24 protein-coding genes are annotated in these 24,957 nt (G+C 66.6%); 3 read left to right on the forward strand and 21 right to left on the reverse strand.

Features of this window, described 5'->3' with window-relative positions:
* Positions 1-12: 12 nt before the first annotated feature.
* The 13 genes from LJ760_RS09285 to hisI all read right to left on the reverse strand — a co-directional run bounded on the left by LJ760_RS09285 (position 13) and on the right by hisI (position 14,961).
* A complete protein-coding gene (locus tag LJ760_RS09285; protein ID WP_227922048.1) occupies positions 13-375 on the reverse strand; it encodes a DUF1048 domain-containing protein in 363 nt (120 codons plus the stop codon).
* A complete protein-coding gene (locus tag LJ760_RS09290; protein WP_227922051.1) occupies positions 372-725 on the reverse strand; it encodes a PadR family transcriptional regulator in 354 nt (117 codons plus the stop codon). The genes LJ760_RS09285 and LJ760_RS09290 overlap by 4 nt, the downstream gene beginning before the upstream one ends.
* 141 nt (positions 726-866) lie before the next feature.
* On the reverse strand, positions 867-1,355 hold the full coding sequence (locus tag LJ760_RS09295) for a hypothetical protein (RefSeq protein WP_227922053.1): 489 nt from the start codon (positions 1,353-1,355) through the stop codon (positions 867-869).
* A 129-nt stretch (positions 1,356-1,484) separates the two neighbouring features.
* Positions 1,485-2,942: a glutamate synthase subunit beta gene (locus LJ760_RS09300; protein WP_227922055.1), complete on the reverse strand. Its 1,458-nt coding sequence runs from the start codon at positions 2,940-2,942 to the stop codon at positions 1,485-1,487.
* A complete protein-coding gene (gene gltB / locus LJ760_RS09305) occupies positions 2,935-7,524 on the reverse strand; it encodes a glutamate synthase large subunit (protein WP_227922056.1) in 4,590 nt (1,529 codons plus the stop codon). The genes LJ760_RS09300 and gltB overlap by 8 nt, the downstream gene beginning before the upstream one ends.
* A gap of 261 nt (positions 7,525-7,785) precedes the next feature.
* The gene (gene lgt / locus LJ760_RS09310; protein WP_227922057.1) at positions 7,786-8,820 is read right to left on the reverse strand and encodes a prolipoprotein diacylglyceryl transferase; all 1,035 of its coding nucleotides are present in this window, start codon (positions 8,818-8,820) and stop codon (positions 7,786-7,788) included.
* Positions 8,817-9,611 (reverse strand): tryptophan synthase subunit alpha, encoded by a 795-nt coding sequence (gene trpA / locus LJ760_RS09315; protein WP_227922798.1) that lies wholly within the window; start codon positions 9,609-9,611, stop codon positions 8,817-8,819. The genes lgt and trpA overlap by 4 nt, the downstream gene beginning before the upstream one ends.
* Before the next feature lie 11 nt (positions 9,612-9,622).
* A complete protein-coding gene (gene trpB, locus LJ760_RS09320) occupies positions 9,623-10,981 on the reverse strand; it encodes a tryptophan synthase subunit beta (protein WP_227922059.1) in 1,359 nt (452 codons plus the stop codon).
* 67 nt (positions 10,982-11,048) lie between these two features.
* Positions 11,049-11,885, reverse strand: a complete 837-nt coding sequence (gene trpC / locus LJ760_RS09325; RefSeq protein ID WP_227922061.1) for an indole-3-glycerol phosphate synthase TrpC — start codon at positions 11,883-11,885, stop codon at positions 11,049-11,051.
* On the reverse strand, positions 11,886-12,179 hold the full coding sequence (locus tag LJ760_RS09330; RefSeq protein ID WP_227922063.1) for an HGxxPAAW family protein: 294 nt from the start codon (positions 12,177-12,179) through the stop codon (positions 11,886-11,888).
* 109 nt (positions 12,180-12,288) lie between these two features.
* Positions 12,289-12,948, reverse strand: coding sequence for a Trp biosynthesis-associated membrane protein (locus tag LJ760_RS09335; protein WP_227922065.1), 660 nt, complete (start codon positions 12,946-12,948; stop codon positions 12,289-12,291).
* Positions 12,945-14,531 (reverse strand): anthranilate synthase component I, encoded by a 1,587-nt coding sequence (locus LJ760_RS09340; RefSeq protein WP_227922067.1) that lies wholly within the window; start codon positions 14,529-14,531, stop codon positions 12,945-12,947. The genes LJ760_RS09335 and LJ760_RS09340 overlap by 4 nt, the downstream gene beginning before the upstream one ends.
* 43 nt (positions 14,532-14,574) lie before the next feature.
* Positions 14,575-14,961 (reverse strand): phosphoribosyl-AMP cyclohydrolase, encoded by a 387-nt coding sequence (gene hisI / locus LJ760_RS09345; RefSeq protein ID WP_227922069.1) that lies wholly within the window; start codon positions 14,959-14,961, stop codon positions 14,575-14,577.
* Between the two features lie 101 nt (positions 14,962-15,062).
* Between hisI and LJ760_RS09350 the strand changes: the two genes are divergently transcribed.
* Positions 15,063-15,707 carry a TIGR03085 family metal-binding protein gene (locus tag LJ760_RS09350; protein WP_227922799.1) on the forward strand — a complete coding sequence of 215 codons (645 nt, stop codon included), beginning with the start codon at positions 15,063-15,065 and terminating at the stop codon, positions 15,705-15,707.
* Between the two features lie 336 nt (positions 15,708-16,043).
* The gene (locus LJ760_RS09355; protein ID WP_227922071.1) at positions 16,044-16,700 is read left to right on the forward strand and encodes a dihydrofolate reductase family protein; all 657 of its coding nucleotides are present in this window, start codon (positions 16,044-16,046) and stop codon (positions 16,698-16,700) included.
* 100 nt (positions 16,701-16,800) lie between these two features.
* Here the strand turns inward: LJ760_RS09355 and LJ760_RS09360 are convergent, their stop codons facing one another.
* The 3 genes from LJ760_RS09360 to LJ760_RS09370 form a co-directional block, all read right to left on the reverse strand.
* A complete protein-coding gene (locus LJ760_RS09360; RefSeq protein WP_227922073.1) occupies positions 16,801-17,820 on the reverse strand; it encodes a DUF808 domain-containing protein in 1,020 nt (339 codons plus the stop codon).
* A gap of 244 nt (positions 17,821-18,064) precedes the next feature.
* A complete protein-coding gene (locus tag LJ760_RS09365; RefSeq protein WP_227922075.1) occupies positions 18,065-19,105 on the reverse strand; it encodes an NAD(P)-dependent alcohol dehydrogenase in 1,041 nt (346 codons plus the stop codon).
* A 66-nt stretch (positions 19,106-19,171) separates the two neighbouring features.
* A complete protein-coding gene (locus tag LJ760_RS09370) occupies positions 19,172-20,383 on the reverse strand; it encodes an MFS transporter (RefSeq protein WP_227922077.1) in 1,212 nt (403 codons plus the stop codon).
* Between the two features lie 132 nt (positions 20,384-20,515).
* On the opposite strand from LJ760_RS09370, the gene LJ760_RS09375 reads away from it, so the two are divergent.
* Positions 20,516-21,010, forward strand: coding sequence for a hypothetical protein (locus tag LJ760_RS09375; RefSeq protein WP_227922079.1), 495 nt, complete (start codon positions 20,516-20,518; stop codon positions 21,008-21,010).
* A gap of 33 nt (positions 21,011-21,043) precedes the next feature.
* Here the strand turns inward: LJ760_RS09375 and LJ760_RS09380 are convergent, their stop codons facing one another.
* From LJ760_RS09380 to LJ760_RS09400, 5 genes are all read right to left on the reverse strand, one after another.
* A complete protein-coding gene (locus LJ760_RS09380; RefSeq protein ID WP_227922081.1) occupies positions 21,044-21,529 on the reverse strand; it encodes a GNAT family N-acetyltransferase in 486 nt (161 codons plus the stop codon).
* A gap of 100 nt (positions 21,530-21,629) precedes the next feature.
* Entirely contained in the window at positions 21,630-22,400 is a 771-nt protein-coding gene (hisF, locus tag LJ760_RS09385) for an imidazole glycerol phosphate synthase subunit HisF (protein WP_227922083.1), read from the reverse strand.
* 15 nt (positions 22,401-22,415) lie between these two features.
* Positions 22,416-23,258: an ATP phosphoribosyltransferase gene (hisG, locus tag LJ760_RS09390; protein WP_227922084.1), complete on the reverse strand. Its 843-nt coding sequence runs from the start codon at positions 23,256-23,258 to the stop codon at positions 22,416-22,418.
* A gap of 84 nt (positions 23,259-23,342) precedes the next feature.
* Positions 23,343-23,606, reverse strand: coding sequence for a phosphoribosyl-ATP diphosphatase (locus tag LJ760_RS09395; RefSeq protein ID WP_152218540.1), 264 nt, complete (start codon positions 23,604-23,606; stop codon positions 23,343-23,345).
* 82 nt (positions 23,607-23,688) lie between these two features.
* Positions 23,689-24,891, reverse strand: a complete 1,203-nt coding sequence (locus LJ760_RS09400) for an ROK family transcriptional regulator (RefSeq protein ID WP_227922085.1) — start codon at positions 24,889-24,891, stop codon at positions 23,689-23,691.
* Positions 24,892-24,957: the final 66 nt, after the last annotated feature.

Raw genomic sequence — 24,957 nt, forward strand, 5'->3', positions numbered from 1 at the left:
AATCCGGTGTTTTTATACCTCTTCAGCGGACCGGTCGATGGTCTCGACAAGGCGCCTGCGCTCCTTGTCGATCCACTGGCCGTCCGCGTAATTCGCAATGAAGGCCTCCGCGAACTCCACAGGATCCTCACCGACAATGCTGCGGACCGGGGTGCCGTCAACAGCGGCACGCTCCACCAGATCAACAAGGTCTTCGAGCATCTGGACGTAGACATCACCCTTCGCAATCGGCGCCGCATACATGAAGTAGCGTTCGAGGCCGTCCATGGCCCTTCGGTATCCGGCGGGCAGCTGTTCCTTGCGGTGCTTGAACCTGCGCCAGCGCCTTTTTTCCTCCAACGGTCCCGTGACCAGTTCTATCCATTTGGCGGTCATGATGGGTCTCCTTCATGCGGGTGCGAGGCGTGCTGTTGGAGTTGTTCGATCCGGGAAGCCAGGAAGCTCCACGTTCCCCAGAACTCATCGAGGTATTCGGCGCCCTGGGTGTTCAAGGTATAGACCTTCCGCGGCGGCCCCTTTTCCGAGGGAACCTTCTCGACGTCGACGAGCCCGCGTTTCTCGATCCGGACCAAAAGCGCATACACGGTCCCCTCGGCAATCTCGGTGAAGCCCTGCTCGCGCAGCCGAGCCGTGATGTCGTAGCCGTAGGCCGGCGAAACGGCGAGGATCCCCAGGATGATGCCTTCGAGGGTCCCCTTGAGCATCTCCGTCATCTGCTTGCCCATGGGTGTTGCGCCTATCTACCTAGTGATGCTATCTACCAGTACACAGTACCACTAAGTACTGGCGGGGCAAGGGGTTTCGGCAAAGAAAAAGCCCGGAGATCACCTAAGTGATCTCCGGGCTTTGAGTCAGACGGCGCTTACCTACTGCTTGTGCGGGGCCGGGGCCGGGGGCGGCGGAGGAGTGTAACCCGCCGGGGCGTTGGCGAATCCCGGATACCGGGGCGGCGCCGCCACTCCCCCGTAAGTCGGCGCCGTCGCTCCCCCGTAAACCGGAGCGGGAACCGGCTTGGGGTTCAACTCTGCACCAATCCCTACGACAACGAAGGGCAATCCTGCCTTGGAAAGGTAGAAGGGACGTGCCGTGCCGGCCAGCAATATGAGCGAGAACGTCACTGCGAAGATGGGCAGGTCCCGATAGACCACCAGGAACAGACCCAAGCAGACTGCCAGCAGCATCGCTCCAACGAGCAGCGCCAATCCGCCGAGGCCCTTGGGGCTGAACCGGACCTCCATCCGGGGGCGGGCCGGGTGCCGTTTCAGTTGGCCGAGCTTCATCAGGTAGATCACGAGCACGGCGATCCCGAAGGCGACCACCGCCCCGATCACCAGCATCGCAAGAGCAATCCCCATTTTCCTGTCCCCCAACATAAGTGTGCTTGTGTACGTGCACCGACACACTATCCGATGTCGCGGCAGGCACAGCGCAACAACAGCAGGCGCCGGAAGAATCTCCAACGCCTGCCGTTATTCGTAGGGTTCCTACAAAACGGCGATAGCCCGGTCCGTCGGTGCCACGGGTGCGGGCAGCCGGGTGGAGCCCATCAGCCACTGGTCGACGGCGGCCGCGGCGGCCCGTCCCTCCGCGATGGCCCAGACAATCAGGGACTGCCCGCGCCCCGCGTCACCGGCGGCGAAGACCCCCGGGGTTCCGGTCATGTAGTAGCCGTCGCGGGCCACGTTGCCGCGGTCGTCGAACTCCGCGTTGACCTGTTCCGCCAGCCCGGCCGGTTCCGGCCCGGTGAAGCCCAGGGACAGGAAAACCTGGTCCGCCGGAATAATCCGCTCGGTACCGGCCCGCGGCAGCCGCCGGCCGTCCACGAATTCCGTCTCGGCCACCTTCACCCCGGTGAGCTTCCCGTCCTCCCCCACGAACTCCACGGTGGATGCCAGGAACGTGCGTTCCCCGCCTTCCTCGTGGGCGCTGGCCATCTCGAACAGCGTGGGGTACATCGGCCACGGCTGGTGCGCGGCCCGCTCGGCGGGCGGCTGCTGGCCGATCGCCAGCGTGGTCACCGACGCGGCCTGCTGGCGGTGCGCAGTGCCCAGGCAGTCCGCGCCGGTGTCGCCGCCGCCGAGGATCACCACGTGCTTGCCCTCGGCGCTGATCTGGTTCTTCACGTTGTCCCCGGCCACGGCACGGTTGGACTGCACCAGGTAGTCCATGGCGAAATGCACGCCGGACAGTTCCCGGCCCGGGATGGGCAGGTCCCGGGGCACGGTGGCGCCGGTGGCGATCACCACGGCATCGTAGCGGCGGCGCAGCTGCTCCCAGCTGATGTCCTTGCCCACTTCTACGCCGGTGCGGAAGCGGGTGCCTTCGGCGCGCATCTGCTCCAGCCGGCGGTCCACCTGGATTTTTTCCATCTTGAAATCCGGGATGCCGTAGCGCAGCAGCCCGCCGATCCGGTCATCCCGCTCATACACGGCCACGGTGTGGCCGGCACGGGTGAGCTGCTGCGCAGCGGCCAGCCCGGCGGGGCCGGAGCCGACGACGGCGATGGTGCGGTCGGTCAGCCGCTCCGGCGGATGCGGCGTTACCCAGCCCTCACCCCAGGCTTCGTCGATGATCGAGACCTCCACCTGCTTGATGGTGACCGGCGGCTGGTTGATGCCCAGCACGCAGGACGCCTCGCAGGGGGCCGGGCAGAGCCGGCCGGTGAACTCCGGGAAGTTGTTCGTGGCGTGCAGCCGTTCAATGGCCTCCGCGCCCTTGTCCCGCCACGTCAGGTCATTCCACTCCGGAATGAGGTTGCCCAGCGGGCAGCCCTGGTGGCAGAACGGGATGCCGCAGTCCATGCAGCGTCCGGCCTGGGCCTGCAGCACGCCCTTTTCCTGGGCTTCGTAGACTTCCTTGTAGTCCATGATGCGCACCGGCACCGGACGCCGCGGCTGCGTTTCCCGCTCGCGTACCTTCAAGAATCCGCGTGGATCAGCCACCGGTAACCTCCAAAATCTTGTTCCAGGCCTCGGCGCCGTCGGGATCCAGTCCCGCTTCGGCGGCGGAGGCGCGGGCGCCGAGCACTGCCGCGTAGTCCCGCGGAAGCACCTTGGTAATACGGGAAACCGTGTCCTCGAAGCTCTCCAGCATCTTCTGGGCCAGGTCGGAGCCGGTCTCCTCCAGGTGCCGGACCAGCAGCCCGCGGATGATGTCGACGTCCTCGGCGTCCGGGGCATCGAGCAGCAGCTCGCCACGCTCCAGGGACTCCTTGTTGACGCGGGCGGGTTCCAGATCCACCACAAACGCGGTGCCGCCGGACATCCCCGCGCCGAAGTTCCGGCCCGTGGGCCCCAGGATCAGTGCCTGCCCGCCGGTCATGTACTCACAGCCGTGGTCGCCGATGCCTTCGACGACGGCGGTGGCCCCGGAGTTGCGGACCAGGAAGCGTTCGCCCACCTGGCCGCTGAGGAACATTTCGCCGCTGGTGGCCCCGTAGCCGATCACGTTCCCGGCAATGACGTTGCGTTCGGCTGCGAAGACGTTCCCGCGGTCCGGGCGGACGATGATCCGGCCACCGGACAGGCCCTTGCCCACGTAGTCGTTCGAGTCGCCGAACAGCCGCAGCGTGATCCCGGCGGGCAGGAACGCGCCGAGCGACTGCCCGGCCTGGCCGGTGAGGGTGATGTCGATGGTGTCGGGAGCCAGGGTGTCCACGCCGAAGGTCTTCGTGACCGTGTGCCCAAGCATGGTGCCCACGGACCGGTCGGTGTTGACTACGTCCAGCGCAATCCGCACCGGCGCCCGGTTCTGCAGCGCGTCGGCGCTCATCTCGATGAGCTTATTGTCGAAGTGCAGATCGAGTTCGTGGTTCTGCTGCACCATGTTCCGCAGCGGCGCACCGGGATCCACCTCGGGTCCTCGAAGGATCGGTTCCAGGTCCAGGCCGTCGGCCTTCCAGTGGTCGACCGCGGCCTGGGTGTCCAGGAGCTCGGTGCGGCCAATGGCCTCCTCGAGGGTCCGGAACCCGAGTTCGGCAAGGATTTCGCGGATCTCCTCGGCAATGAACTCGAAGAAGTTCACCACGAACTCCGGTTTGCCGCTGAACCGGGCCCGCAGTTCCGGGTTCTGCGTGGCCACTCCCACCGGGCAGGTGTCGAGATGGCAGACGCGCATCATCACGCAGCCGGAGACCACCAGCGGCGCGGTGGCGAAGCCGAATTCCTCGCCGCCCAGCAGCGCCGCCATCACAACGTCGCGGCCGGTCTTGAGCTGGCCGTCCACCTGGACCACCACCCGGTCCCGCAGGCCGTTGAGCATCAGGGTCTGCTGCGTCTCGGCCAGCCCGAGTTCCCAGGGAGCTCCGGCGTGCTTGAGCGAGTTCAGCGGCGAGGCGCCCGTGCCGCCGTCGTGCCCGGAGATCAGCACGACGTCGGCCTTCGCCTTGGTCACGCCGGCCGCCACGGTGCCGATCCCGGCTTCGGATACCAGCTTCACGTGCACCCGGGCGCTGGGATTGGAGCGCTTCAGGTCATAGATCAGCTGCGCGAGGTCCTCAATGGAGTAGATGTCGTGGTGCGGCGGCGGGGAGATCAGCCCGACGCCGGGCGTCGAATGGCGGGTGCGGGCCACCCACGGGTAGACCTTCTGGGCCATCAGCTGGCCGCCCTCGCCGGGCTTGGCGCCCTGGGCCATCTTGATCTGGATGTCCTGCGCGTTGGTCAGGTACAGGCTGGTGACGCCGAACCGGCCGGAGGCCACCTGCTTGATGGCCGAGCGGCGCTCGGGATCCAGCAGCCGCTCCGGGTCTTCGCCGCCCTCGCCGGTGTTGGACTTGGCGCCCAGGCGGTTCATCGCAATGGCCAGCGTCTCGTGCGCTTCCTGGGAGATGGAGCCGTAGCTCATGGCGCCGGTGGAGAAGCGCTTCACGATGCTGGAGACGGGCTCCACCTCGTCCAGCGGCACGGGTGTGCGGTCACCGGTACGGAAATCCAGCAGCCCGCGCAGCGTCATCAGGTTCCTGGACTGGTCGTTCACGCCGTTGGTGTAGGCCTTGAACACGTCATACCGGCGTTCGCGGGTGGCGTGCTGCAGCCGGAAGACCGTCTCGGGGTTGAACAGGTGCGGCGGTCCTTCGCGGCGCCACTGGTATTCGCCGCCGTTGTCCAGGGCGCGGTGCGGTTCCTCCACGCCGTCGCTCGGGTACGCCTCGGCGTGCCGGGCAGCGGCTTCGGCGGCGATCACGTCCAGGCCGACGCCGCCGAGCTGGGTCTGGGTGCCGTGGAAGAACTCGTCCACCAGTTCCTGGCCCAGGCCGAGCGCCTCGAAGGTCTGCGCGCCGCAGTAGGACGCGACGGTGGAAATGCCCATCTTGGACATGATCTTCAGGACGCCCTTGCCCAGGCCCTTGATCAGGTTGGCCACGGCCTCTTCGCCGGTGACACCGGTGATGTCGCCGTTGCGGACCAGTTCCTCGCAGCTTTCCATGGCCAGGTACGGGTTCACGGCGGAGGCGCCGTAGCCGATCAGCAGGGCCACGTGGTGGACCTCGCGGACGTCGCCGGCCTCCACCAGCAGGGAGATCTTGGTGCGGTTGGCGCTCTTGAGCAGGTGGTTATGGACCGCGGAGAGCAGCAGCAGGGAGGGGATGGGTGCCCACTGGGCATTGGAATCCCGGTCCGAGAGCACGATGTACTGCACCCCGCGGTTCACTGCACCGGAAACCTTTTCGCAGATCTCGCTGATCCTTGCCCGGAGTTCGGCTTCGCCGCCTTCGGGACGGTAGAGGCCGCGGACCTTCAGCGCTATCCGGTCGCCGTCGTCGTCGGTGAGGTTGGCGATCTTGGCGAGCTCGTCGTTGTTGATTACCGGGAACTTCAGCGCAACCTGGCTGGTTTTCACCTGCTTCAGGGACAGCAGGTTCCCGTTGGGGCCAATCGAGGCCTGCAGGGAGGTGACCAGTTCCTCGCGGATGGAATCCAGCGGCGGGTTGGTGACCTGGGCAAAGGACTGCACAAAGTAATCGAAGAGCAGACGCGGCCGCTTGGAGAGCACGGCGATGGGGGTGTCGGAGCCCATGGCGCCGAGCGGTTCGGCGGCGGTGCGGGCCATCGGACCCAGCAGGATCCGCAGTTCCTCCACGGTGTAGCCGAAGGTCCGCTGCCGGCGGTTGATGGAGGCCTTGGTGTGCAGCACGTGCTCGCGTTCGGGCAGTTCCTCCAGGCGGACCTGGTTTTCCTTCACCCATTCCGCCCACGGGTTGGCCGCGGCAACCTCGGCTTTGATCTCTTCGTCTTCGATCAGCCGGCCCTCGGCGGTGTCCACCAGGAACATCTTGCCCGGCGAGACGCGGCCCTTGCGGACCACCTTGGCGGGGTCAATGTCCACCACGCCCACCTCGGACGCCAGGACCACCAGGCCGTCGTCGGTCACCCAGTAGCGGGCGGGACGCAGCCCGTTGCGGTCCAGCACCGCACCCACCTGCACGCCGTCGGTGAAGGACACGGCGGCGGGACCGTCCCACGGTTCCATCAGCATGGAGTGGTACTGGTAGAACGCCCGGCGGGCCGGGTCCATGGTTGCGTGGTTTTCCCAGGCCTCCGGGATCATCATCATGATCGCGTGGGTGATGGGCCGGCCGGAGAGCATCAGCAGTTCGGCCACCTCGTCGAAGGACGCGGAGTCCGAAGCGCCGGGGGTGCAGATGGGGAAGAGCTCTTCCGGGGTCTGTCCCAGCAGCGGGTTCTTCATCTGCGACTGCCGGGCGCGCATCCAGTTCCGGTTGCCCTTGACCGTGTTGATCTCGCCGTTGTGCGCGATGGCGCGGAACGGCTGGGCCAGGGGCCAGGACGGGAAGGTGTTGGTGGAGAAGCGGGAGTGGACAATGCCCAGACGGGTCTTGAACCGCGGGTCGGACAGGTCCGGGAAGAACGGTTCCAGCTGCGCGGTGGTCACCATGCCCTTGTAGACCATGGTCCGAGAGGACAGCGAGGGGAAATACACGCCGAACTTGTTTTGCGAACGCTTCCGGACGCGGAAGGCACGGGCGTCCAGGTCCTCGGTTCCGATCCCCTCTTCCGGGGCCAGGAACACCTGGACAAAGTACGGCATGCAGGCCCGGGACATGGCTCCCACGAGTTCGGCCACAATGGGCACCTCGCGCCAGCCCAGCACCCGCAGGCCCTCGCTGGCTGCAATGAGCTCGACGCCGGCGCGTGCGGTATGCCGCTCACGGTCCTCGGTGGGCAGGAAGGCGGTGCCGACGGCGTAGCCTCCGGCCTCGGGAAGTTCAAAGTCCACTACTGCGCGGAAGAATTCGTCCGGGACCTGGGTCAGGAGGCCGGCGCCGTCGCCGGTACCTTCATCGGCGCCCACGGCACCGCGGTGCTCGAGGTTGCGCAGGGCGGCCAGGGCGGCGTCGACAATTCCGTGGGTGGGCTCGCCCTGCAGGGTGGCAATGACGGCCAGGCCGCAGGCGTCCTTTTCGTTCTCGGCACGGTACAGGCCGGAATCCTCCGGGAGCGCGGCGAAGCGGGTGAACGGTGACACCACCGTGGTCGGAAAAGCAGACAGGGAATCAGTCATAAGAGTGAGTCCTTCCCCCTAGTAGAGCGTTGGGAGGGGACAGCGCTGGCCCCTGCGGAATCCACGAGGGGATGCTCCGCGGCGTTGATTGATTTTACGGCTCACTTCGCCCCGGTAAACCCGGAAACTGATCCGGTTTTTACTGGGAATCCCTGGTGCCGTTAACCGCCGCTTTTCCGGAGGGGTGTCCCGGTGCTGCAGCCGCCTGGCGCCACGTCAATGTGGCTCCGCCTGCAGCGCCTTCGAGGGTAACCCGAAGGGTCAGGCAGAAGGTCCGTTGTCCTTGGACCGGTGAGGAAGGGACTCCTCGGTTTTTGTCTCTGCGAGATTAGCACGCACGGGGCGTTCGGTTGATGCCGATTCCGCATTCCCGGCTTCTGTTTCGTTCTTGTTATCTGCGGCGGTAATACCGCCCTGAGGTGCGGGTTCGTGGCCCGGCAGGTAAAGCGAGCCCTCCCCGCCCTTGCGGGCCTTGAAAGTCAGGTAAATGAACATTGCGATGGAGGCAATCAGGATCAGCAGGCTGGTCCACACATTGAGGCGTTGTGTGACGCCGAGCAGCGTAATCATTTCGGCATCGTCAATGCGCAGGAGCTCGATCCAGAGCCGTCCGGCGGTGTAGAAGGCGGCGTAGATCCAGAACAGGCGGCCGCCGCGGAGCCGGAAGCGGCGGTCAAGCAGCAGGAGCAGGGCGACGCCGGCCAGGTTCCAGAGGGACTCGTAGAGGAACGTGGGGTGGAACGTGGTGCCGGGTGCGGCGCCGTCGGGGAAGTTGGCGTTGTCGGCGTCGATCTCGAGGCCCCAGGGCGCGTCCGTTTCGGAGCCGAAGAGTTCCTGGTTGAACCAGTTGCCCCAGCGGCCCACGGCCTGGGCCAGCAGCAGGCCGGGGGCGCCGACGTCGGCGAACGTGGAGAGCTTGATGCCCGCACGGCGGCAGCCGATCCAGGCGCCGACGGCGCCGAGGGCCACCGCACCCCAGATGCCCAGTCCGCCCAGCCAGATCTGCGGAATGAGGGACAGGTCCCCGTCCGGACCGAAGTACGCGTCCGGTGAGGAGAACACGTGGTACAGCCGTCCGCCGATGATGCCGAAGGGGATGGCCCAGATGGAGATGTCCCAGACGGCGTCTTCCGGCAGTCCGCGCCGTTTCCAGCGCACGGACGTCATCCACAGGGCCAGGATGATGCCGGCCAGGATGCACAGCGCGTACGCGTGGATGGTCAGCGGTCCCAGCGAAAAGCTGCTGAAATCGGCAGGCGGGCTGGGGATGCTGGCGTACACGGACATCGGGTTCATTTGCTGGCCTTCGGGGCTCCGGTGCTGAGGTCACGGGTAAGGGTGGCGACGGCGTCGGTGCCGCCGTCGCGCAGGGCGGCCACCAGGGCCGTGCCTACGATGACGCCGTCGGCGTAGGCGCCGATTTCGCGCACGTGTTCGGCGCGGGAGACCCCCAGGCCCACGCAGACGCGCTGGGCGCCGGCGGCGCGGGCGGCGCTGACCACGCTCTGGGCGGCGTCGCTGACGCTGTCGCGGGCACCGGTGACGCCCATGATCGAGACGGCGTAGACGAAGCCGCGGCTGGCGGCCACGGTGCTCTTCATCCGGGCTTCCGTGGAGGACGGGGCAACCAGGAACACCCGGTCGAGGCCGTACTTGTCGGAGGCTTCGAGCCATTCGGAGGCTTCATCCGGGACGAGGTCCGGGGTGATCAGCCCTGCTCCCCCGGCTTCGGCCAGGCGGCGGGAGAACTCATCCACGCCCATCCGGACGACCGGGTTCCAATAGGTCATCACCAGGACGGCGGCGTCGGTGGCTGCGGTGATGCCGGCAACGACGTCGAACACCTGCGCCACGCGGAAGCCGTCCGCCAGCGCCTGGGTGGTTGCGGCCTGGATGACGTGGCCGTCCATCACCGGGTCGGAATACGGTATGCCGATTTCGATCAGGTCCGCTCCGTTTTCCGCCAGGGCGATGCCTGCGGCGATGGTGGCTTCCACGGTGGGGAAGCCGGCGGGCAGGTAGCCGATCAGCGCGGCACGCCCCTCGGCGGCGGCCCGGTCAATCGCGGCCGCGGACTTGCTCTGCATTACCTCGGTGCTCAAAGCTGTTCCCCTTCTTTGCCGATTTCGGCTTCGGCTGAGCGCTCGTCCAGCAGGTTGAACCATTCGGCGGCGGTGGCCACGTCCTTGTCCCCGCGCCCGGAAAGGTTTACCAGGACAATCTTCCCGGAAACACTTCCGTCGGAGCCGGCCTCCTCAGCGAGCCGCCGGCCCACCTTGATGGCGCCGGCCAGGGCGTGCGCGGACTCGATGGCGGGGATGATGCCCTCGGTGCGGCAGAGCAGCTGGAAGGCGTCCATGGCTTCGGCATCGGTGATCGGCTCGTAGCTGACCCGCCCGATGTCGGCCAGGTGGGCGTGCTCGGGTCCGACGCCCGGGTAGTCCAGGCCGGCGGAGATGGAGTGCGATTCGACTGTCTGGCCGTCGTCGTCCTGCATGAGGTAGGAGCGGGCGCCGTGCAGCACGCCGGGCCGGCCCAGGGTGATGGTGGCGGCGTGTCGGCCGGTTTCGACGCCGTCGCCGCCGGCCTCGAAGCCGTAGATCTTCACCTCGGGATCATCCAGGAAGCCGTGGAAGATGCCGATGGCGTTGGAACCGCCGCCGATGCAGGCACACACCGCGTCCGGCAGCCGGCCGGCCTGCTCCAGCATCTGGGCGCGGGCCTCTTCGCCGATGACTTCGTGGAAGTAGCGGACCATGGCCGGGAAGGGGTGCGCCCCCGCCGCGGTGCCCAGCAGGTAATGGGTGCTGTCAACGTTGGCGACCCAGTCCCGCAGCGCCTCATTGATGGCGTCCTTGAGGGTCTGGGAGCCGTTGGTCACCGGGATGACCTTCGCACCGAGCAGCTCCATCCGGGCCACGTTCAGTGCCTGGCGGCGGCAGTCCTCGGCGCCCATGTAGACCACGCACTCCAGCCCGAGCAGTGCTGCTGCGGTGGCGCTGGCCACGCCGTGCTGGCCGGCGCCGGTTTCGGCAATGACGCGGGTCTTGCCCATCCGCTTGGCGAGCAGGGCCTGGCCCAGGACGTTGTTGATCTTGTGGGATCCGGTGTGGTTGAGGTCTTCGCGCTTGAGGAAGATCCGCACTCCGCCGGCGTGCTCCGAGAAGCGTTTGGCCTCGGTGAGCAGCGACGGGCGGCCGGAGTAATTCTTATTCAGGTCAGCCACCTGGGCGGTGAACTCGGGATCGGCCTTGGCCTTCTCGAAGGTGTCTTCCAGCTCATCCAGGGCAGCGATCAGGGATTCGGGCATCCAACGGCCGCCGTACTCGCCGAAGTACGGACCGGGCGCGTGCCGCAGGGACGAGACTCCCCCGTTCAGGAAGGCCTCCGTAACGCTTCCGGTTCCGGTTTCTGCGGCAGCTCCGGCTGCCTGTGCCTGTTCCGACTTCCCGATCATGAGCTTTGTGTCCTGTCCTGCTTGAGCCCGGGCCGTTCCTGCCCGGACAAGGAGTTGGTGCTATGGGTCAGCTTTCACCGTGGTGCCGGGCGCGGGCGGCAATCGCCTTGGCGCCGACGGCGGTGAACTCGCCGATGGTTTCGGCCGGGGATGCGTGCTTCACGAGGGCCTCGCCCACCAGCACGGCGTTGGCTCCGTTGGACGCGTAGTGCTCGACGTCGGCAGCGTCACGGACGCCGGATTCGGCAATCACCACGGGACCGGCGGGAATGCCGCCGGCCAGGGAGGCGAACACCGAACGGTCTACGTCGAGGGTTTTCAGGTTGCGCACATTGATGCCGATGATCCTTGCACCCAGGGCCAGGGCCCGGTCCACTTCTTCGGCGGTGTGGGTCTCGACGAGGGCATTCATGCCCAGCTCGTGCGTGAGGCCCAGGAAGCGGCGCAGCTGCTCGTCCTCCAGCGCCGCGACGATGAGCAGGATCAGGTCCGCGCCGTGGGCACGGGCTTCCCAGATCTGGTACTCGTCGACGGTGAAGTCCTTGCGCAGCACGGGGATGCCGACGGCGGCGCGCACCGCATCCAGGTCCGCCAGGGATCCGCGGAACCGGCGCTGTTCGGTGAGGACGCTGATGACGGCCGCTCCGCCGCGCTCATAGGCTGCGGCGAGGGAAGCGGGGTCGGCGATGTCGGCGAGCTCGCCCTTGGAGGGGCTGCTGCGCTTGACCTCGGCGATGACCCGCAGTTCGGTCCGCGGTTGAGCGTTGCCGCCCAGTGCTGCGTAGGCGTCCAGCGGTGCCGTTGCCTGCAGCGCCTGCGCGCGGACCTGTTCAAACGAGACACTTTGCCGGCGTTCGGAAAGGTCTTCCCGAACGCCGGCAATGATGTCATCGAGAACGCTCACTCAGTGGCTGCTGTTCTTCAGCTTCGATCCGTTGACGCCGTAGCCTGCCTTGCGCATGATGAAGCCGACCAACAGGCCGATCAGCATCACGGCGATGCCGGCGAAGAAGCCGACGAAGCTGGCCATGATGTAGGCAACGGAGGACACAGCGGCGCCGATGATCATAATCAGCACGCAGGTCCAGGCTGCGGGGGTGTTGCCGTGCCCGATGGTTTCATCGTGGATGCTGGCGTGGCTTTCGCCCTCGTTTTCCTGGCCGGCTCCCAGGTGCTGTTCGGTGCTGCTTGTGCTCATGATGAATCTCCTCGTTAACGAATCTGGTTTCCATTCTGCCATTACTGGGAGGAAACCCTTTCACATATTGCGCCGGTGTTCGGCGCAATCTGGTGGCTGTGGGGGAAACCTACTTGGGGTCGGTCGGGTCCTCGCCCCGCGTGAGCCGGTCCCAGCTGTCGATTTCATCGACGGGCGGGCCTGCCCCGGCGTCCTTTTGGTTGCGTGCATCCGGGCTGGTGCCGGTGCCGGCTGCATCGGCATCGGTGGCCGCGCCGTCCGGCTCCGCCGTGGGGGCGTAACGGCGCGACGTCGTCCAGTGCCGGCCCGCGAGGGCGAGCCAGATACCCGCGAGGGCAATGAGGATGCCGATGACCAGTGCGGCGTAGGGCATGGGTGTCAGTTCCACCTGCGTGCCCTCGGCGGAGCTGACGCCGATGGCCTTGCCGATGGCTCCGGCCGCCCCCTGCAGGGGGTCGGCGATGATCCGGGAGCTTGCTGCGGCAACTCCCACGCCGGAAACCACGATGATGACGCCGATGATCCAGCGGGCAATCCGCCCGGCGATTCCTGCGGCCAGGGCGGCGGCCACTCCCACCACGGCAAACGCGGTGACGGCGGTGGCGGCATCGCTGCCCGAGACGGCGACGTCGGGCGTGACGACGTTCGCGGCGGGCAGGGTGACGTTCAGCCAGGTGCGGGTGGTGGTGCCGAAGGCCAGTGCCGCCAGCAGGACGGTCGCCATGATGACGATGCCCTTGCGCTGCCAGCGGGGGGTGGTGGTGCTCACTTGTCTGCTTCCTGTGCGATGGTGCCGGCGTCGGTTTCGGCGGGAGGTGCCGGGACGGTCTCCAGCGATCCGGCGAGGAGGGCGGCCCGCAGTGGCGCGGCCGCCTTATTGACGGTTTCCTGCGCTTCGGCTTCGAGGTCCGAGTCGTTGACGATGCCGCCGCCGGCCTGGACGTATGCCTTGCCGTCGCGCAGCAATGCGGAGCGGATGGCGATGGCCATGTCCATATCTCCGGCGAAGTCGAGGTAGCCCACGACGCCGCCGTAAATGCCGCGGCGGTGCGGTTCCACTTCGTCCAGCAGGCGGAGGGCGCGGGGTTTGGGCGCGCCGGACAGCGTTCCGGCCGGGAACGTCGCGGCGAGCACGTCATAGGCGGTGGACGTGTCTGCGAGCCGGCCGACGACGGTGGAGACCAGGTGCATGATGTGGCTGAACCGCTCCACCTCCATGAACTGGGTGACGTCGATGCTGCCGGGGCGGCAGACCTTGGACAGGTCGTTCCGGGCCAGGTCCACCAGCATCAGGTGTTCGGCCCGTTCCTTCTCGTCTTCCAGCAGTTCCTCGGCCAGCGCCCGGTCCAGTTCGGAGGTCTTGCCGCGGGGCCGGGAGCCGGCAATCGGGTGCGTGATGACATCCCGGCCGGTCACGGTGACGAGCGCTTCCGGGGAGGAGCCCACCACGTTGAACGGGTTGCCGTGCGCGTCCTCGAAATTGAACAGGTACATATACGGGCTGGGGTTGGTGGTGCGCAGCACCCGGTAGACGTCCAGCGCCTCGGCCCGGCATTCGGCCTCGAAGCGGCGTGAGATGACCACCTGGAAGACCTCGCCGTCCACGATGGCCTGCTTGCCGCGCTCCACCGCCCGGGTGTATTCGGGCTTGGGCCAGCTTTCCTTCACGTTGGCGGCGACATCGACGGCGGTTCCCGGCGCCAGCACGGACACGGCCTGCGGGGTGGGTGCGGCGAGCCGGCCGAGCATCGTGCGGACGCGTGCCACGGCGTCGTGCCACGCTTCGTCCACGCGTTCGTCGGAGCCGTCGAAGTTGATGGCGTTGGCCACCAGCGTGACGGTGCCGTCGCTGTTGTCGTGGATGGCCATGTCCGAGACCAGGTTCATCGCGATCTCGGGCAGGTCCAGGTCATCTGCCGGCGGGTTGGGCAGTTTCTCCCAGTGCCGTACGGTTTCCCAGCCGACAAAGCCGACCATGCCGGAGGTGAACGGGGGCAGCTCGTCGAAACGGTCGGTGGCCAGCAGCTCCACGGTGCGGGCCAGGGCCTCGACCGGGCTGCCGTCCACGGGGACGCCGGCGGGCGGTTCGCCGAGCCAGTGCGCCTTGCCGTCCAGCGTGGTCAGGGTGGCGCGGGACCGGGCGCCAATGAAGGAATACCGGGACCAGACGCCGCCGGACGCGGCCGATTCCATCAGGAAGGTGCCGGCCTCGCCGTTGGTGAGCTTGCGGTAGATGCCGATGGGGGTGTGTGCGTCCGCCAGGACCGTCAGGCGCACGGGAATCACCCGGCGGTCGGCGGCCAGGGCCCGGAATTCCTCCAGGGTGGGGCGGATGGCTCCTAGATCCTGCATGGTGGTGTTCCTACTTCTTCCCTAAGAGATGGGTGGAGCGGGTCTATGCGGCGCCGACGACGGCGGGCAGCTCACGGCCGTCGAAGCAGGTGCGGGTGCCGGTGTGGCAGGCCGCCCCCACCTGGTCTACGCGGACCAGCAGTGCGTCGCCGTCGCAGTCAACGGCTACGGACTTCACCCACTGCACGTGTCCGGAGGTGTCCCCCTTGCGCCAGTACTCCTGGCGGGAGCGGGACCAGAAGGTCACCCGGCCCGAGGTCAGGGTGCGGTGCAGGGCTTCGTCATCCATCCAGCCGAGCATCAGGACCTGGTTCGTGTCGTACTGCTGGATGACGGCGGCCACCAGCCCGGCGTCGTCGCGCTTCAATGACGCGCTGAGCTCGGGATCGAGGGAAGCCGGCGGATTCTGGGGGGAAGGTGTGGGAAGCATCGCTACCGATTCTACTGCCCGGCGGAAAAACGCCGCCCAACACGTTCTTTTGGGGCTGCAGCCCCGGCGAAAGACCGGGTTCCATGCTAGTTTCAGCAGTGATGCATTTTGTTGATCCGTCCCGTGAAGTCCTGGCCGAGACGCTGCTTGCAGCCGGGCCCAATGCACCCACGCTTTGCGAGGGGTGGCAGACCAAGGAGCTCGCAGCTCACCTCTATCTGCGCGAGCACCGGATGAGTGCTGCCCTGGGCACGTTCATCAAGCCCCTTGCCGCGCGCGCGGACAAGGCGCTGGAGGAAACCGCGCAGAAGGCGTCCACTACTGAGAGCTATGCCAAGCTGGTCCGCGCCTTCCGTGCCGGCCCGCCGCGGCTCTCCCCCATGCACCTGAAATCCGTGGACAACAGCGCCAACCTCAGCGAGTACTTTGTGCACACCGAGGACATTCGGCGTGCCTCCGACCGCTGGGCGCCGCGTGCCCTGGACTCGGACTATTCGGACGCCCTCTGGGCCGAACTGATCAAGCGCGCGGCCATCCTGTACCGCGGCGTGGACCTGGGCATTGTGCTGGTCCGTCCGGACGGCCCCCGGCATGTGGCCAAGCGCGCTCCGGTTTCGGTGGCGATTGTCGGCGAACCCTGCGAGCTGCTGCTGCACGCCCACGGCCGCACCGGGCATGCCCTGGTGATGTACGAGGGCCAGCCCGACGCCGTCGCGCTGCTGGAGAGCGCGGAAATCGGGCTTTAGGTTTTAGTTGTTGGAAGGGCGTTCCGCGTTTGCGGAGCGCCCTTCCTGCTTTCCGGCGCTGGGGCCTGGTTGCTTTCCGCGGCGGAAGCCCGTTTTCCTCCACTTTGTCCAGATTCCTACAGTTTGTGCAGATTCCTGCGCTGCGCAGCCCGTAGGCGACCCAGCTGCCGGCAGCGACTTCGCATGCGCCACCCGGTTGCGGGTCACCGGTATTGACAACCGTCCTGCCCCTTCCGGATCTTGGGGGTGTGCCGAACTACCGGCGGAAGCGAATCTGGTGCTGCGCCCAGGCACCGTTGTCCGGCGTCGTAGTACCCTCACCCCCAGGAGATGGCTATGAGCCGTGTACGCGTTGACCTCAATATCTCGCTCGACGGCTTCGCCACGACAACCGACCAGACTCCGGAGAACCCGTTCGGCGACGACTGGGGGCGCCTCACCGCCGCGTACGCCGCCACCCGCACCTTCCGTCAGCGGGTGCTGCACGACGAAAGCGGCGAGGGAACCACCGGCGTCGACGACCGCTATGCCGAGCGCTACTTCGAGGACATCGGTGCGGAGATCATGGGCGCAGGCATGTTCGGGCTGCATGCGAACCCTGATGACCCGGACTGGCGCGGATGGTGGGGCGAGGACCCGCCCTTCCATGTTCCCGTCTATGTGCTGACGCATGAGCCGCGGCAGCCGCTCGAGATGGCGGGAGGCACCACTTTCCAGTTCCTCACGGCAACACCCGAGGAGGCGCTGGATACTGCCGCCGCGGCCGCCGGCGGCGGAGATATACGGGTCGGCGGGGGCGCGTCGACCGTGCGCGACTTTCTTCGGGCAGGTCTCGTCGATGACCTCCACGTCGGCATTGCGCCCATCATCCTGGGACGCGGCGTGCGGCTCTGGGATGACCTGCGCGGACTGGAATCGGACTGTCAGGTCACCTCGGAGTCAGCACCGAGCGGCACCACGCATGTCACATTCCGGCGTGGAGAGCGGTCCTGACGCTGCCTGGTCTGCAACTGGATTGTAGAGAACCCGCACGCACGCAAAAAGGGGCGGCCCCCTCAGCAAAAGGAGGCCGCCCCTGAGACAGGAGTCCAGGTTAGCCGGCGGGGTCGGCGTCGGGTTTCCCCGAACTGTGCCCGGCTGCTGCCGCCCTGGCCTGAGCGTCTTCATGTCCGTCCTTCTTGCCGAAGGGCAGGACCTTTTTCAGCGGGTGCAGAATCGCCATGACAACCAGGCCCCAGGCCAGTCCGACGATGGCCGAACAGAGCGTGTTCACGAGCCAGCCCAGGATGCCGCCCACAACCGCAATACCGGCTACCGGATGTTCAAGGGCGTGGACCAGGTCGTACGGTGCGTGCCAGCCGAGGTCGGAGGCACCGACGAGCATGATGTGACCGCCCACCCAGAGCATGGCGACGGTTCCGACCAAGGTGATGGCTGCCAGCACGGCGGGCATGCCCTTCACCAGGAGTCCGCCGAGGCGCTGAGAGCCTGCCGATTCCTTCTTGGCGAGATGCAGGCCGATGTCGTCCATTTTGACGATCAGCCCCACGGCCCCGTACACGAGGATGGTGATCGCAATGGCCACAACCACGAGGATGGCGGCGCGGGCCCAGATGGACGCATCGCCCACCTCGTTCATGGAGATGACCATGATCTCGCAGGACAGGATGAAGTCGGTGGTAATGGCTCCCTTGACCACCTTGGACTCGGCGCCGGGCCCCCGCTCTACCGCCGGCGCCTCCTTGTCCTCGTGGTGGCCGAAGAACTTGTGCCAGACCTTCTCCGCGCCCTCGTAGCAGAGGTACGTGCCGCCCAGCATGAGAATGAACGGGATCACTCCCGGAATGAAGGCGCTGATCAGCAGCAGTGCCGGCAGGATGATCAGCAGCTTGTTCCGCAGTGAGCCCCAGAAGATCTTCTTGATCATCGGGAGTTCACGGGACGGGTCGGCACCGGAGACGTACTGGGGGGTCACGGCGGCATCGTCAATGACGACGCCGGCAGCCTTGGCTCCCGCCTTCGCGGCTCCGGCAGCAATGTCATCCACGGAAGCCGCGGCTATGCGTGCAAGCGCGGCAACGTCATCCAGCAGGGCGACGAGTCCCCCGCTCACAGTCCGGCTCCATGATGCGGGACGGGCAGGTGTTCGTAGATGGCGCCCTCGAGACGCAAAATTGGCATGTGCCCAATTATAGGCGGGCAGTGACTACGGCGGTTTACGCCGGCTTTACACGGATGGTGTTTCCTCCGGTACCCACCTTGCCCTTACATCCCCGTTGCCCGCACCAAACCTGGCTACACCTTAACGCAGAAACGCCCCGCCAAACGGAGGGGCGCCTCTGCTGTCAACTAACGGATTAGATAGTCGCCGAGTCAATGACGAACCGGTAGCGGACGTCGGACTTCAGCACACGCTCGTAGGCGGTGTTGATGTCCTCGGCCTTGATCAGCTCGATCTCGGGGGCAATGTTGTGCTCGGCGCAGAAGTCCAGCATTTCCTGGGTTTCGCTGATGCCGCCGATGTTCGACGCGGCGTAGGAGCGGCGCTTGCTCATCAGGGTGAAGACCGAGATGGGCAGTGCCTCGGGCGGAGCACCCACGCTGACCATGGTGCCGTCCAGGCGCAGCAGCGACAGGTACTGCTGCAGGTCGATCGGCGCGCTGACTGTGTTGATGATCAGGTCGAACGTGTTCGCGAGCTTCTCGAACGTGCTCTCATCGCTGGTGGCGTAGTAGTGCTCGGCACCGAAACGAAGGCCGTCTTCCTGCTTGCTCAGCGTCTGGGACAGCACGGTGACCTCGGCGCCCATGGCTACGGCGATCTTGACGGCCATGTGGCCGAGGCCGCCCATGCCGACGACGGCGACCCGCTTGCCCGGCCCGGCGTTCCAGTGTGCGAGGGGTGAGTAGGTGGTGATGCCTGCGCAGAGCAGCGGAGCGGCTGCTTCGTACGGGATGCTTTCCGGAACGCGGAGCACGAAGCCGTCATTCACGACGACGGAGGTGGAGTAGCCGCCCTGGGTGATGGTGCCGTCGCGGTCCTTGCTGGCGTACGTACCGACATTGCCGTTCAGGCAGTAGTTCTCCATGCCGGCCTGGCAGTTTTCGCATTCACCGCAGGAGTTGACCATGCAGCCCACACCTACGCGGTCGCCGACCTTGTGGGCGGTGACGTCGGTGCCGACCTCGGCGACGGTGCCTACGATTTCGTGCCCGACGACCTGCGGGTACGCGATGGGTCCCCATTCGCCGCGGACGGTGTGGATGTCCGAGTGGCAGACACCGGCATAGGCGATGTCGATGAGGACGTCATGCGGGCCGACCTCGCGGCGTTCGATCGTGGTGGGCACCAGCGGATCGGTGGCGGAGGTGGCTGCGTAGGCGCGTGCGGTTGTCATATTTCTCCAAGCTGTGGGGGAACAGTGCCATAGGGCACTTAAAGCACAAGTCCGATCCGGCGTCGTTTATTTCCGCGGGGTGCCGACGACGGCGGATCCGGCCCGGTTTGAGCCCAGCCGCCGGTATGCCAGACCGATGCCGCCGCAGACCAGGTAAGCCGCGCCAATGGACAGCCATCCGGCGAGGAAGCCGCCGGAGTATTGAAGCAGCAGGCCCATGGCCAGCGGGCCCAGCGCGAAACCGGAGTACATGCCCAGCGAGACGGCTCCGGACGCCGCGCCCACCCGCTCCCGGGGAACCTCGCGCAGGACGCCCGCCATCACCACCACGTTCACGCCGAGCACGGAAGCACCGTGGAAGACGACGCCGGACCACAGCAGCGCGGGCGCTCCGGTCTGTCCGGCAGCGAGGAGCAGGGCTGCACCGCAGACCGCACCGGCAGCCAGGATCAGCAGCAGGGTGGAGGCGCGGACGCCGTCGGCCATCCGCCGCCCCCAGAGCACCCGGGAGGTCACGCCGACGACGCCGGCCACCGCCGCCGTGACACCGCCCATGAGCAGCGAAAAGCCGATCTCCCGCTGGGCGAACAGGGGCAGGTAGACATTGGTGGCCTGCATGCCGGCGCCGGAAAACAGTGCGAACGCGGCCAGCAGCCAGACCGCGGCGGGGAACTTCCGGTCCGCGGGCTGCCCGGGAGCGCGCGGTGCAGGGAGCCGTGGTTCGGGCGGCAGCCGGAACCACGCGTACGCGAGCAGCAGGAGCAGGACTACGACGGCGCCGACGGCGGCCCCGCGCCATCCGGCGATCAGGGCGGCGGCCGGGAAGAAGAGACTGGAGAACAGCTGGCTGGCCTGCACGCCGGACTGCTTGATCCCCATCCAGCCGGGCCGTTTACCTGGTTCGACCGCGTGGATGATGATCCGGTTCGTGGTGGGGTTGGAGATGGCCTGCGCCGGGCCGGAAAGCAGCACGGCGGCCAGCAGCCAGAAATAGTTACCGGACAAGCCGGCGAAGCCCAGGGCGAAGGCGGTGCCGCCGAAGATGATCAGCAGCTGGGAGCCGGCGCTGATCCGGTCGCTCAGCCGGCCCAGCCACATGGAGGACACCGCTGCTCCGGCGAAACAGGTGGCGGCCAGAAGTCCGAACTGTGCATCGCTGATCCGCAGGTCCGCCATGATCAGCGTGCTGGTGGCGGAGAGCCCGTAGTTCATCATCGGGCCGGCGCCCATGGCGCAGACCAGCACAAAAAGCAGGCCGGGTCCGGCGGTGGAGCGCACGCTTATCCCTTCGTGGAGTGTCAGGACCCCATTGTGGCCTGTGAACACGAAGGTTACCGAGTGAGACCGCCGCGGCGTCCCGATATCATTGGTGGGCACCCGCCCCGCTTCGATGCAAGGAACCCGAAACCGTTGAACAAGAAATCACTCAAGGATGACGGCTTCACCGGTTTCCGGCCCATCGACGGTCTGGACATCAACCGGATCCCGCAGCGTCAGGGCATTTTCGCCGTGCTGCGGCCCGAGGGGTTCGAACCGCGGTTCCGCAAGGAAAGCACGGCCGGGGTGTTCAAAAAGAAGAAGCCAACCCTGTCCCGTGATGAGCTCGCCGCCGAGTGGGTGGCGGATGCCGACGTGCTGTTTCTCGGCAAGGCCAGCGCCGGCAGCCAGGGCAACCGCGGTCTGCGACGGCAGATCTCCGAATTCGTGGACTTCGGCAGGGGAAAGCCGCCGGGGCACTGGGACGGTCGGCTGATTTGGCAGCTGCTCGATGCAGAGGACCTTCTGGTGGCGTGGAAGGAACTGCCGCCCGACGCGCTCAACCCGGCCCTCGCAAAGTACCAGGCGGAGTTTGTCCGTTTATACGGCAGGCTGCCCTTCGCCAACCTCGTCCAGACCCGGGCTTAGGCCCTGCTCGAGCGCTTATGCATCCCTACGCGCTCACCCCAGCAATACCCGGTTATCCTCGTCGGCGGTGCTGAGCTTCTTGGTGAACAGCACATATTCGCCGTCCTGGCCCGTGGCCTCATAGCCCGCGCCCTGGTAGAGCAGGTGAGCCTGGTTGGTTCGGTACACGCCGATCTCCACAACGCGGGCTCCGCCTGAGCTGGCCTTCTGCTCGAACGCATCCAGAAGGAGCCGCCCGAGACCTTGGCGACGACGGCCGCCGAGGACACTGATCGAGACCAGGGTCGCGGTGTCACCGTCGAGGCTCCACATCACATACCCGAGCGGGTGTCCGTCTTCATCAACGCAGAAGAGCGTGTTGGGAAGGCAATCGATCCAGAGTTCAAGGTTCTGGTCGAGAACTGTCAGCCACCCCAGGAGTGCGTCAGGTTCGATGGTCTCCATGTACTCGCGCTCCTGGCGGAGGATGAAAGGCAGATCGCTTACTTCGGCGTGCCGAAGGCGTGTTGGCATAGTCATGGACGCGAGCATGCCACATTCATCCGCGCTCACAGCAGATGAGAAGCGGCCCCGCGCGCCCTCACGGCCGGGGCCGACCGTGAGGGGCTTCCGGCAGCTGCTAGCGGACGTCGAACCCGGCGTCGCGGATGGCCTGCTTGACCTGGTGGATCGCATCGTCCGGGCCGAAGTGGAACACCGAGGCGGCCAGGACGGCGTCGGCCCCGGCAATCACGGCGGCCGGGAAATGCTCCGGCTTGCCTGCCCCGCCGGAAGCGATGAGCGGCACGTCGACTGCGGCGCGGACGGCCCGAATCATCTCGATGTCGAAGCCCTCGCGGGTGCCGTCGGCGTCGATGGAGTTCAGCAGGATCTCCCCCACGCCGCGGTCGGCGGCTTCCTTCGCCCAGGCGACGGCGTCGATTCCGGTCCCGGTGCGCCCGCCGTGGGTGGTGACCTCGAAGCCTGACGGCGTGGCGCCGTCGTGCGTGCGCCGGGCATCCACGGACAGCGTCAGCACCTGCGAGCCGAAGTGCCGGGTGATTTCGTCAATCACGTCCGGGCGGGCGACGGCGGCGGTGTTGATGGAGGCCTTGTCCGCGCCGTAGCGCAGCAGCCGGTCCACGTCCGCGATGGTGCGTACTCCCCCGCCGACGGTCAGCGGAATGAAGACCTCTTCGGCGGTCCGGGCGACGACGTCGAACGTGGTGTCGCGGTTGCCGGAGGAGGCGGTGACGTCGAGGAAGGTCAGTTCGTCGGCGCCGGCACGGTCATACCGGTGCGCGAGCTCCACCGGGTCGCCGGCGTCGCGCAGGCCTTCGAAGTTAATCCCCTTGACCACCCGTCCGGCGTCGACGTCCAGGCAGGGGATAACGCGGATGGCAACACTCATGGCGTGTCCCCTTCCCTAGATCCGGCAGGCGTGGATGCTGCTGACCAGGATGGCACGGGCGCCGATGTCGTAGAGCTCGTCCATGATCCGGTTGGTGTCCGACTTCTTGATCATGGAGCGCACGGCCACCCAGTCGCTGTTCTGCAGCGGGGAGACGGTGGGCGATTCCAGGCCCGGGGTCAGCGCGGCGGCCTCGTCCACGAGATCCTTGCGGACGTCGTAGTCCATCATCACGTACTGGCGTGCCACCAGGACGCCGCGCAGGCGGCGGATCAGCACGTCGACGCCGGCGGGGCTGGCACCCTTGCGGCCGATCAGCACGGCCTCGGACTTCAGGATCGGTTCGCCGAAGATTTCCATGCCGGCGGCGCGGAGGGTGGTGCCGGTTTCGACGACGTCGGCAATCGCGTCGGCGACGCCGAGGCGCACCGAGGATTCCACGGCGCCGTCGAGCCGGACCACGGAGGCGTTGATGCCGCGTTCGGACAGGTAGGAGCGCAGCAGACCGTCGTAGCTGGTGGCCAGGCGCTTGCCTTCGAGCTGGTCGATGGAGGAGAAGTCCCCCACCGGGCCGGCGAAGCGGAACGTGGAGGCGCCGAAGCCGAGGTTCATCAGTTCCTCGGCGTCCACCTGCGCGTCCAGGAACAGGTCGCGGCCGGTGATGCCGACGTCGAGCGTGCCGGCGCCGACGTAGACGGCAATGTCCCGGGGGCGGAGGAAGAAGAATTCGACGTCGTTATCGGGGTCCACCATGACCAGTTCGCGGGTGTCGCGGCGCTGGCGGTAGCCCGCCTCGTTGAGCATGGCGGAGGCGGATTCGGACAGGGCACCCTTGTTGGGTACGGCTACACGGAGCATGGGAGCATCTTTCGCTGGAAGTTTTTTCGCTGAATTAGGGAGTAGTTCAACCGGCGGGCCACACGCTGATGGGTCAGCGCGCGGCTAGAGATGCTTGTAGACGTCCTGCAGGGTCAGGCCTTTGGCCAGCATCAGGACCTGGAGGTGGTAGAGCAGCTGGGAGATTTCTTCGGCGCATTCGGCATCGGATTCGTATTCGGCGGCCATCCACACTTCGGCGGCCTCCTCAACAACCTTCTTACCGATGCCATGCACGCCCGACTCGAATTCGGCCACGGTGCGTGACCCGGCGGGGCGGTCCTGAACTTTCTGGCTCAGCTCGGCAAAGAGGTCTTCGAAGGTTTTCACAGTGACAAGGGTACGCTGTGGCGCCGGGTGGGGCGGAATCGTAGGCCGTGGTGGGTCGTCATGTTGCATCTGGCATCCCCGGTCAGTGCTGCAGCAGCAGGCTCCGGGTGTCCGGCGAAAAAGCATTATCAAACACCGCACAGGCAGCACCGATGGCTCCCACGTCTGTACCGAACGCCGTCCCCTCTACCCGGATGTCCGAGGCATGTGGAGCTACGGTCAGTTTCCGCAGGGCAGCCGGCACCAAGGCAAGATACGTCTCGGAGAGCATCGGCCAGTACGGACCGCCGAAGATCACGCGGTCGAAATCCAGGGCATTGGTCAACACCGAGACGGCCTTGGCCACGCGCGTCGCCGAACGGTCGATGATCGTTCCGGCACCGGAATCGCCCCGGCGCGCTTTCGCACAGAGCTCCAGGAAAGCCTCCTCGACGGCGGAAGGGTCCGTTTTGTCGACCGGCCCCCGATGGACGCCGGCCCGGACGGCTTCCTCAACCAGGTTCTGCGGCATGCACGTCACGGCCACACAGCCCCGCAGACCGCAGAAGCACACCGGCCCGTCCGGGTCGACGACGATGTGCCCCACCTCCCCCGCGTTCTGGCTCGTCCCCCTCAGCACCGCACCGCCGGAGACAAGCCCCATGCCGATGCCGGTGCCCAGGTACACGAAGATGAAGTTTTCCGGCGACTCGCTGTGACTGCCCCAGATTTCTGCAATCGCCGTAGCGGCTACGTCCTTTTCGAGGACGACAGGGAAGCCCGTGGCCGTGCTGAGCGCTTTCCGCAGCGGAACCCGTTCCCATCCGAGCAGGTGCGGCGGATCGACCACAATGCCGTGGTCGGAATCTATTGGCCCGGGCGAGGCGACGCCGACGCCCAGCACGCGCCGTGCGTCCACTTCGGTTTCCGTGAGCAGGTCCGACACCGCCTCCACCATCACGCTGATCACGGCACTGGCATCCATCGGCTGCGGCGTCCGCCGCGTCGAATGGGAAACCACCCGCCCGCTCAGGTCGAGGATCACGGTGGTGATGACAGCCGGGTCAAGGTGCACACCGATAGCGAAGCGTGCCGAGGGATTGAGTGTGAGGAGTGTCCTCGGCTTGCCGGGACCCAGCTGGATCTTTCCCGACTCGAGAATGAGCCCCTCGTCCAGCAGACGGCGCGCAATATTGGACAGTGTCTGTGCGGAGAGCCCTGAAATATTCGCCAGCTCCACCCGGCTGAGCCCATTGGGAGAGCGCCGGATCGCGTCGAGGACCACTGTTTGGTTGAACCCGCCCATCCGCGGAAGGTTCGTGCCCCGGCGGATCGCGGCTCGCTGTGTAGCGCTCAGGGCACAACCTCCGTT

This window comes from Arthrobacter sp. zg-Y895 (assembly GCF_020731025.1).
In the GTDB taxonomy this organism is placed as follows: Bacteria; Actinomycetota; Actinomycetes; order Actinomycetales; family Micrococcaceae; genus Arthrobacter_B.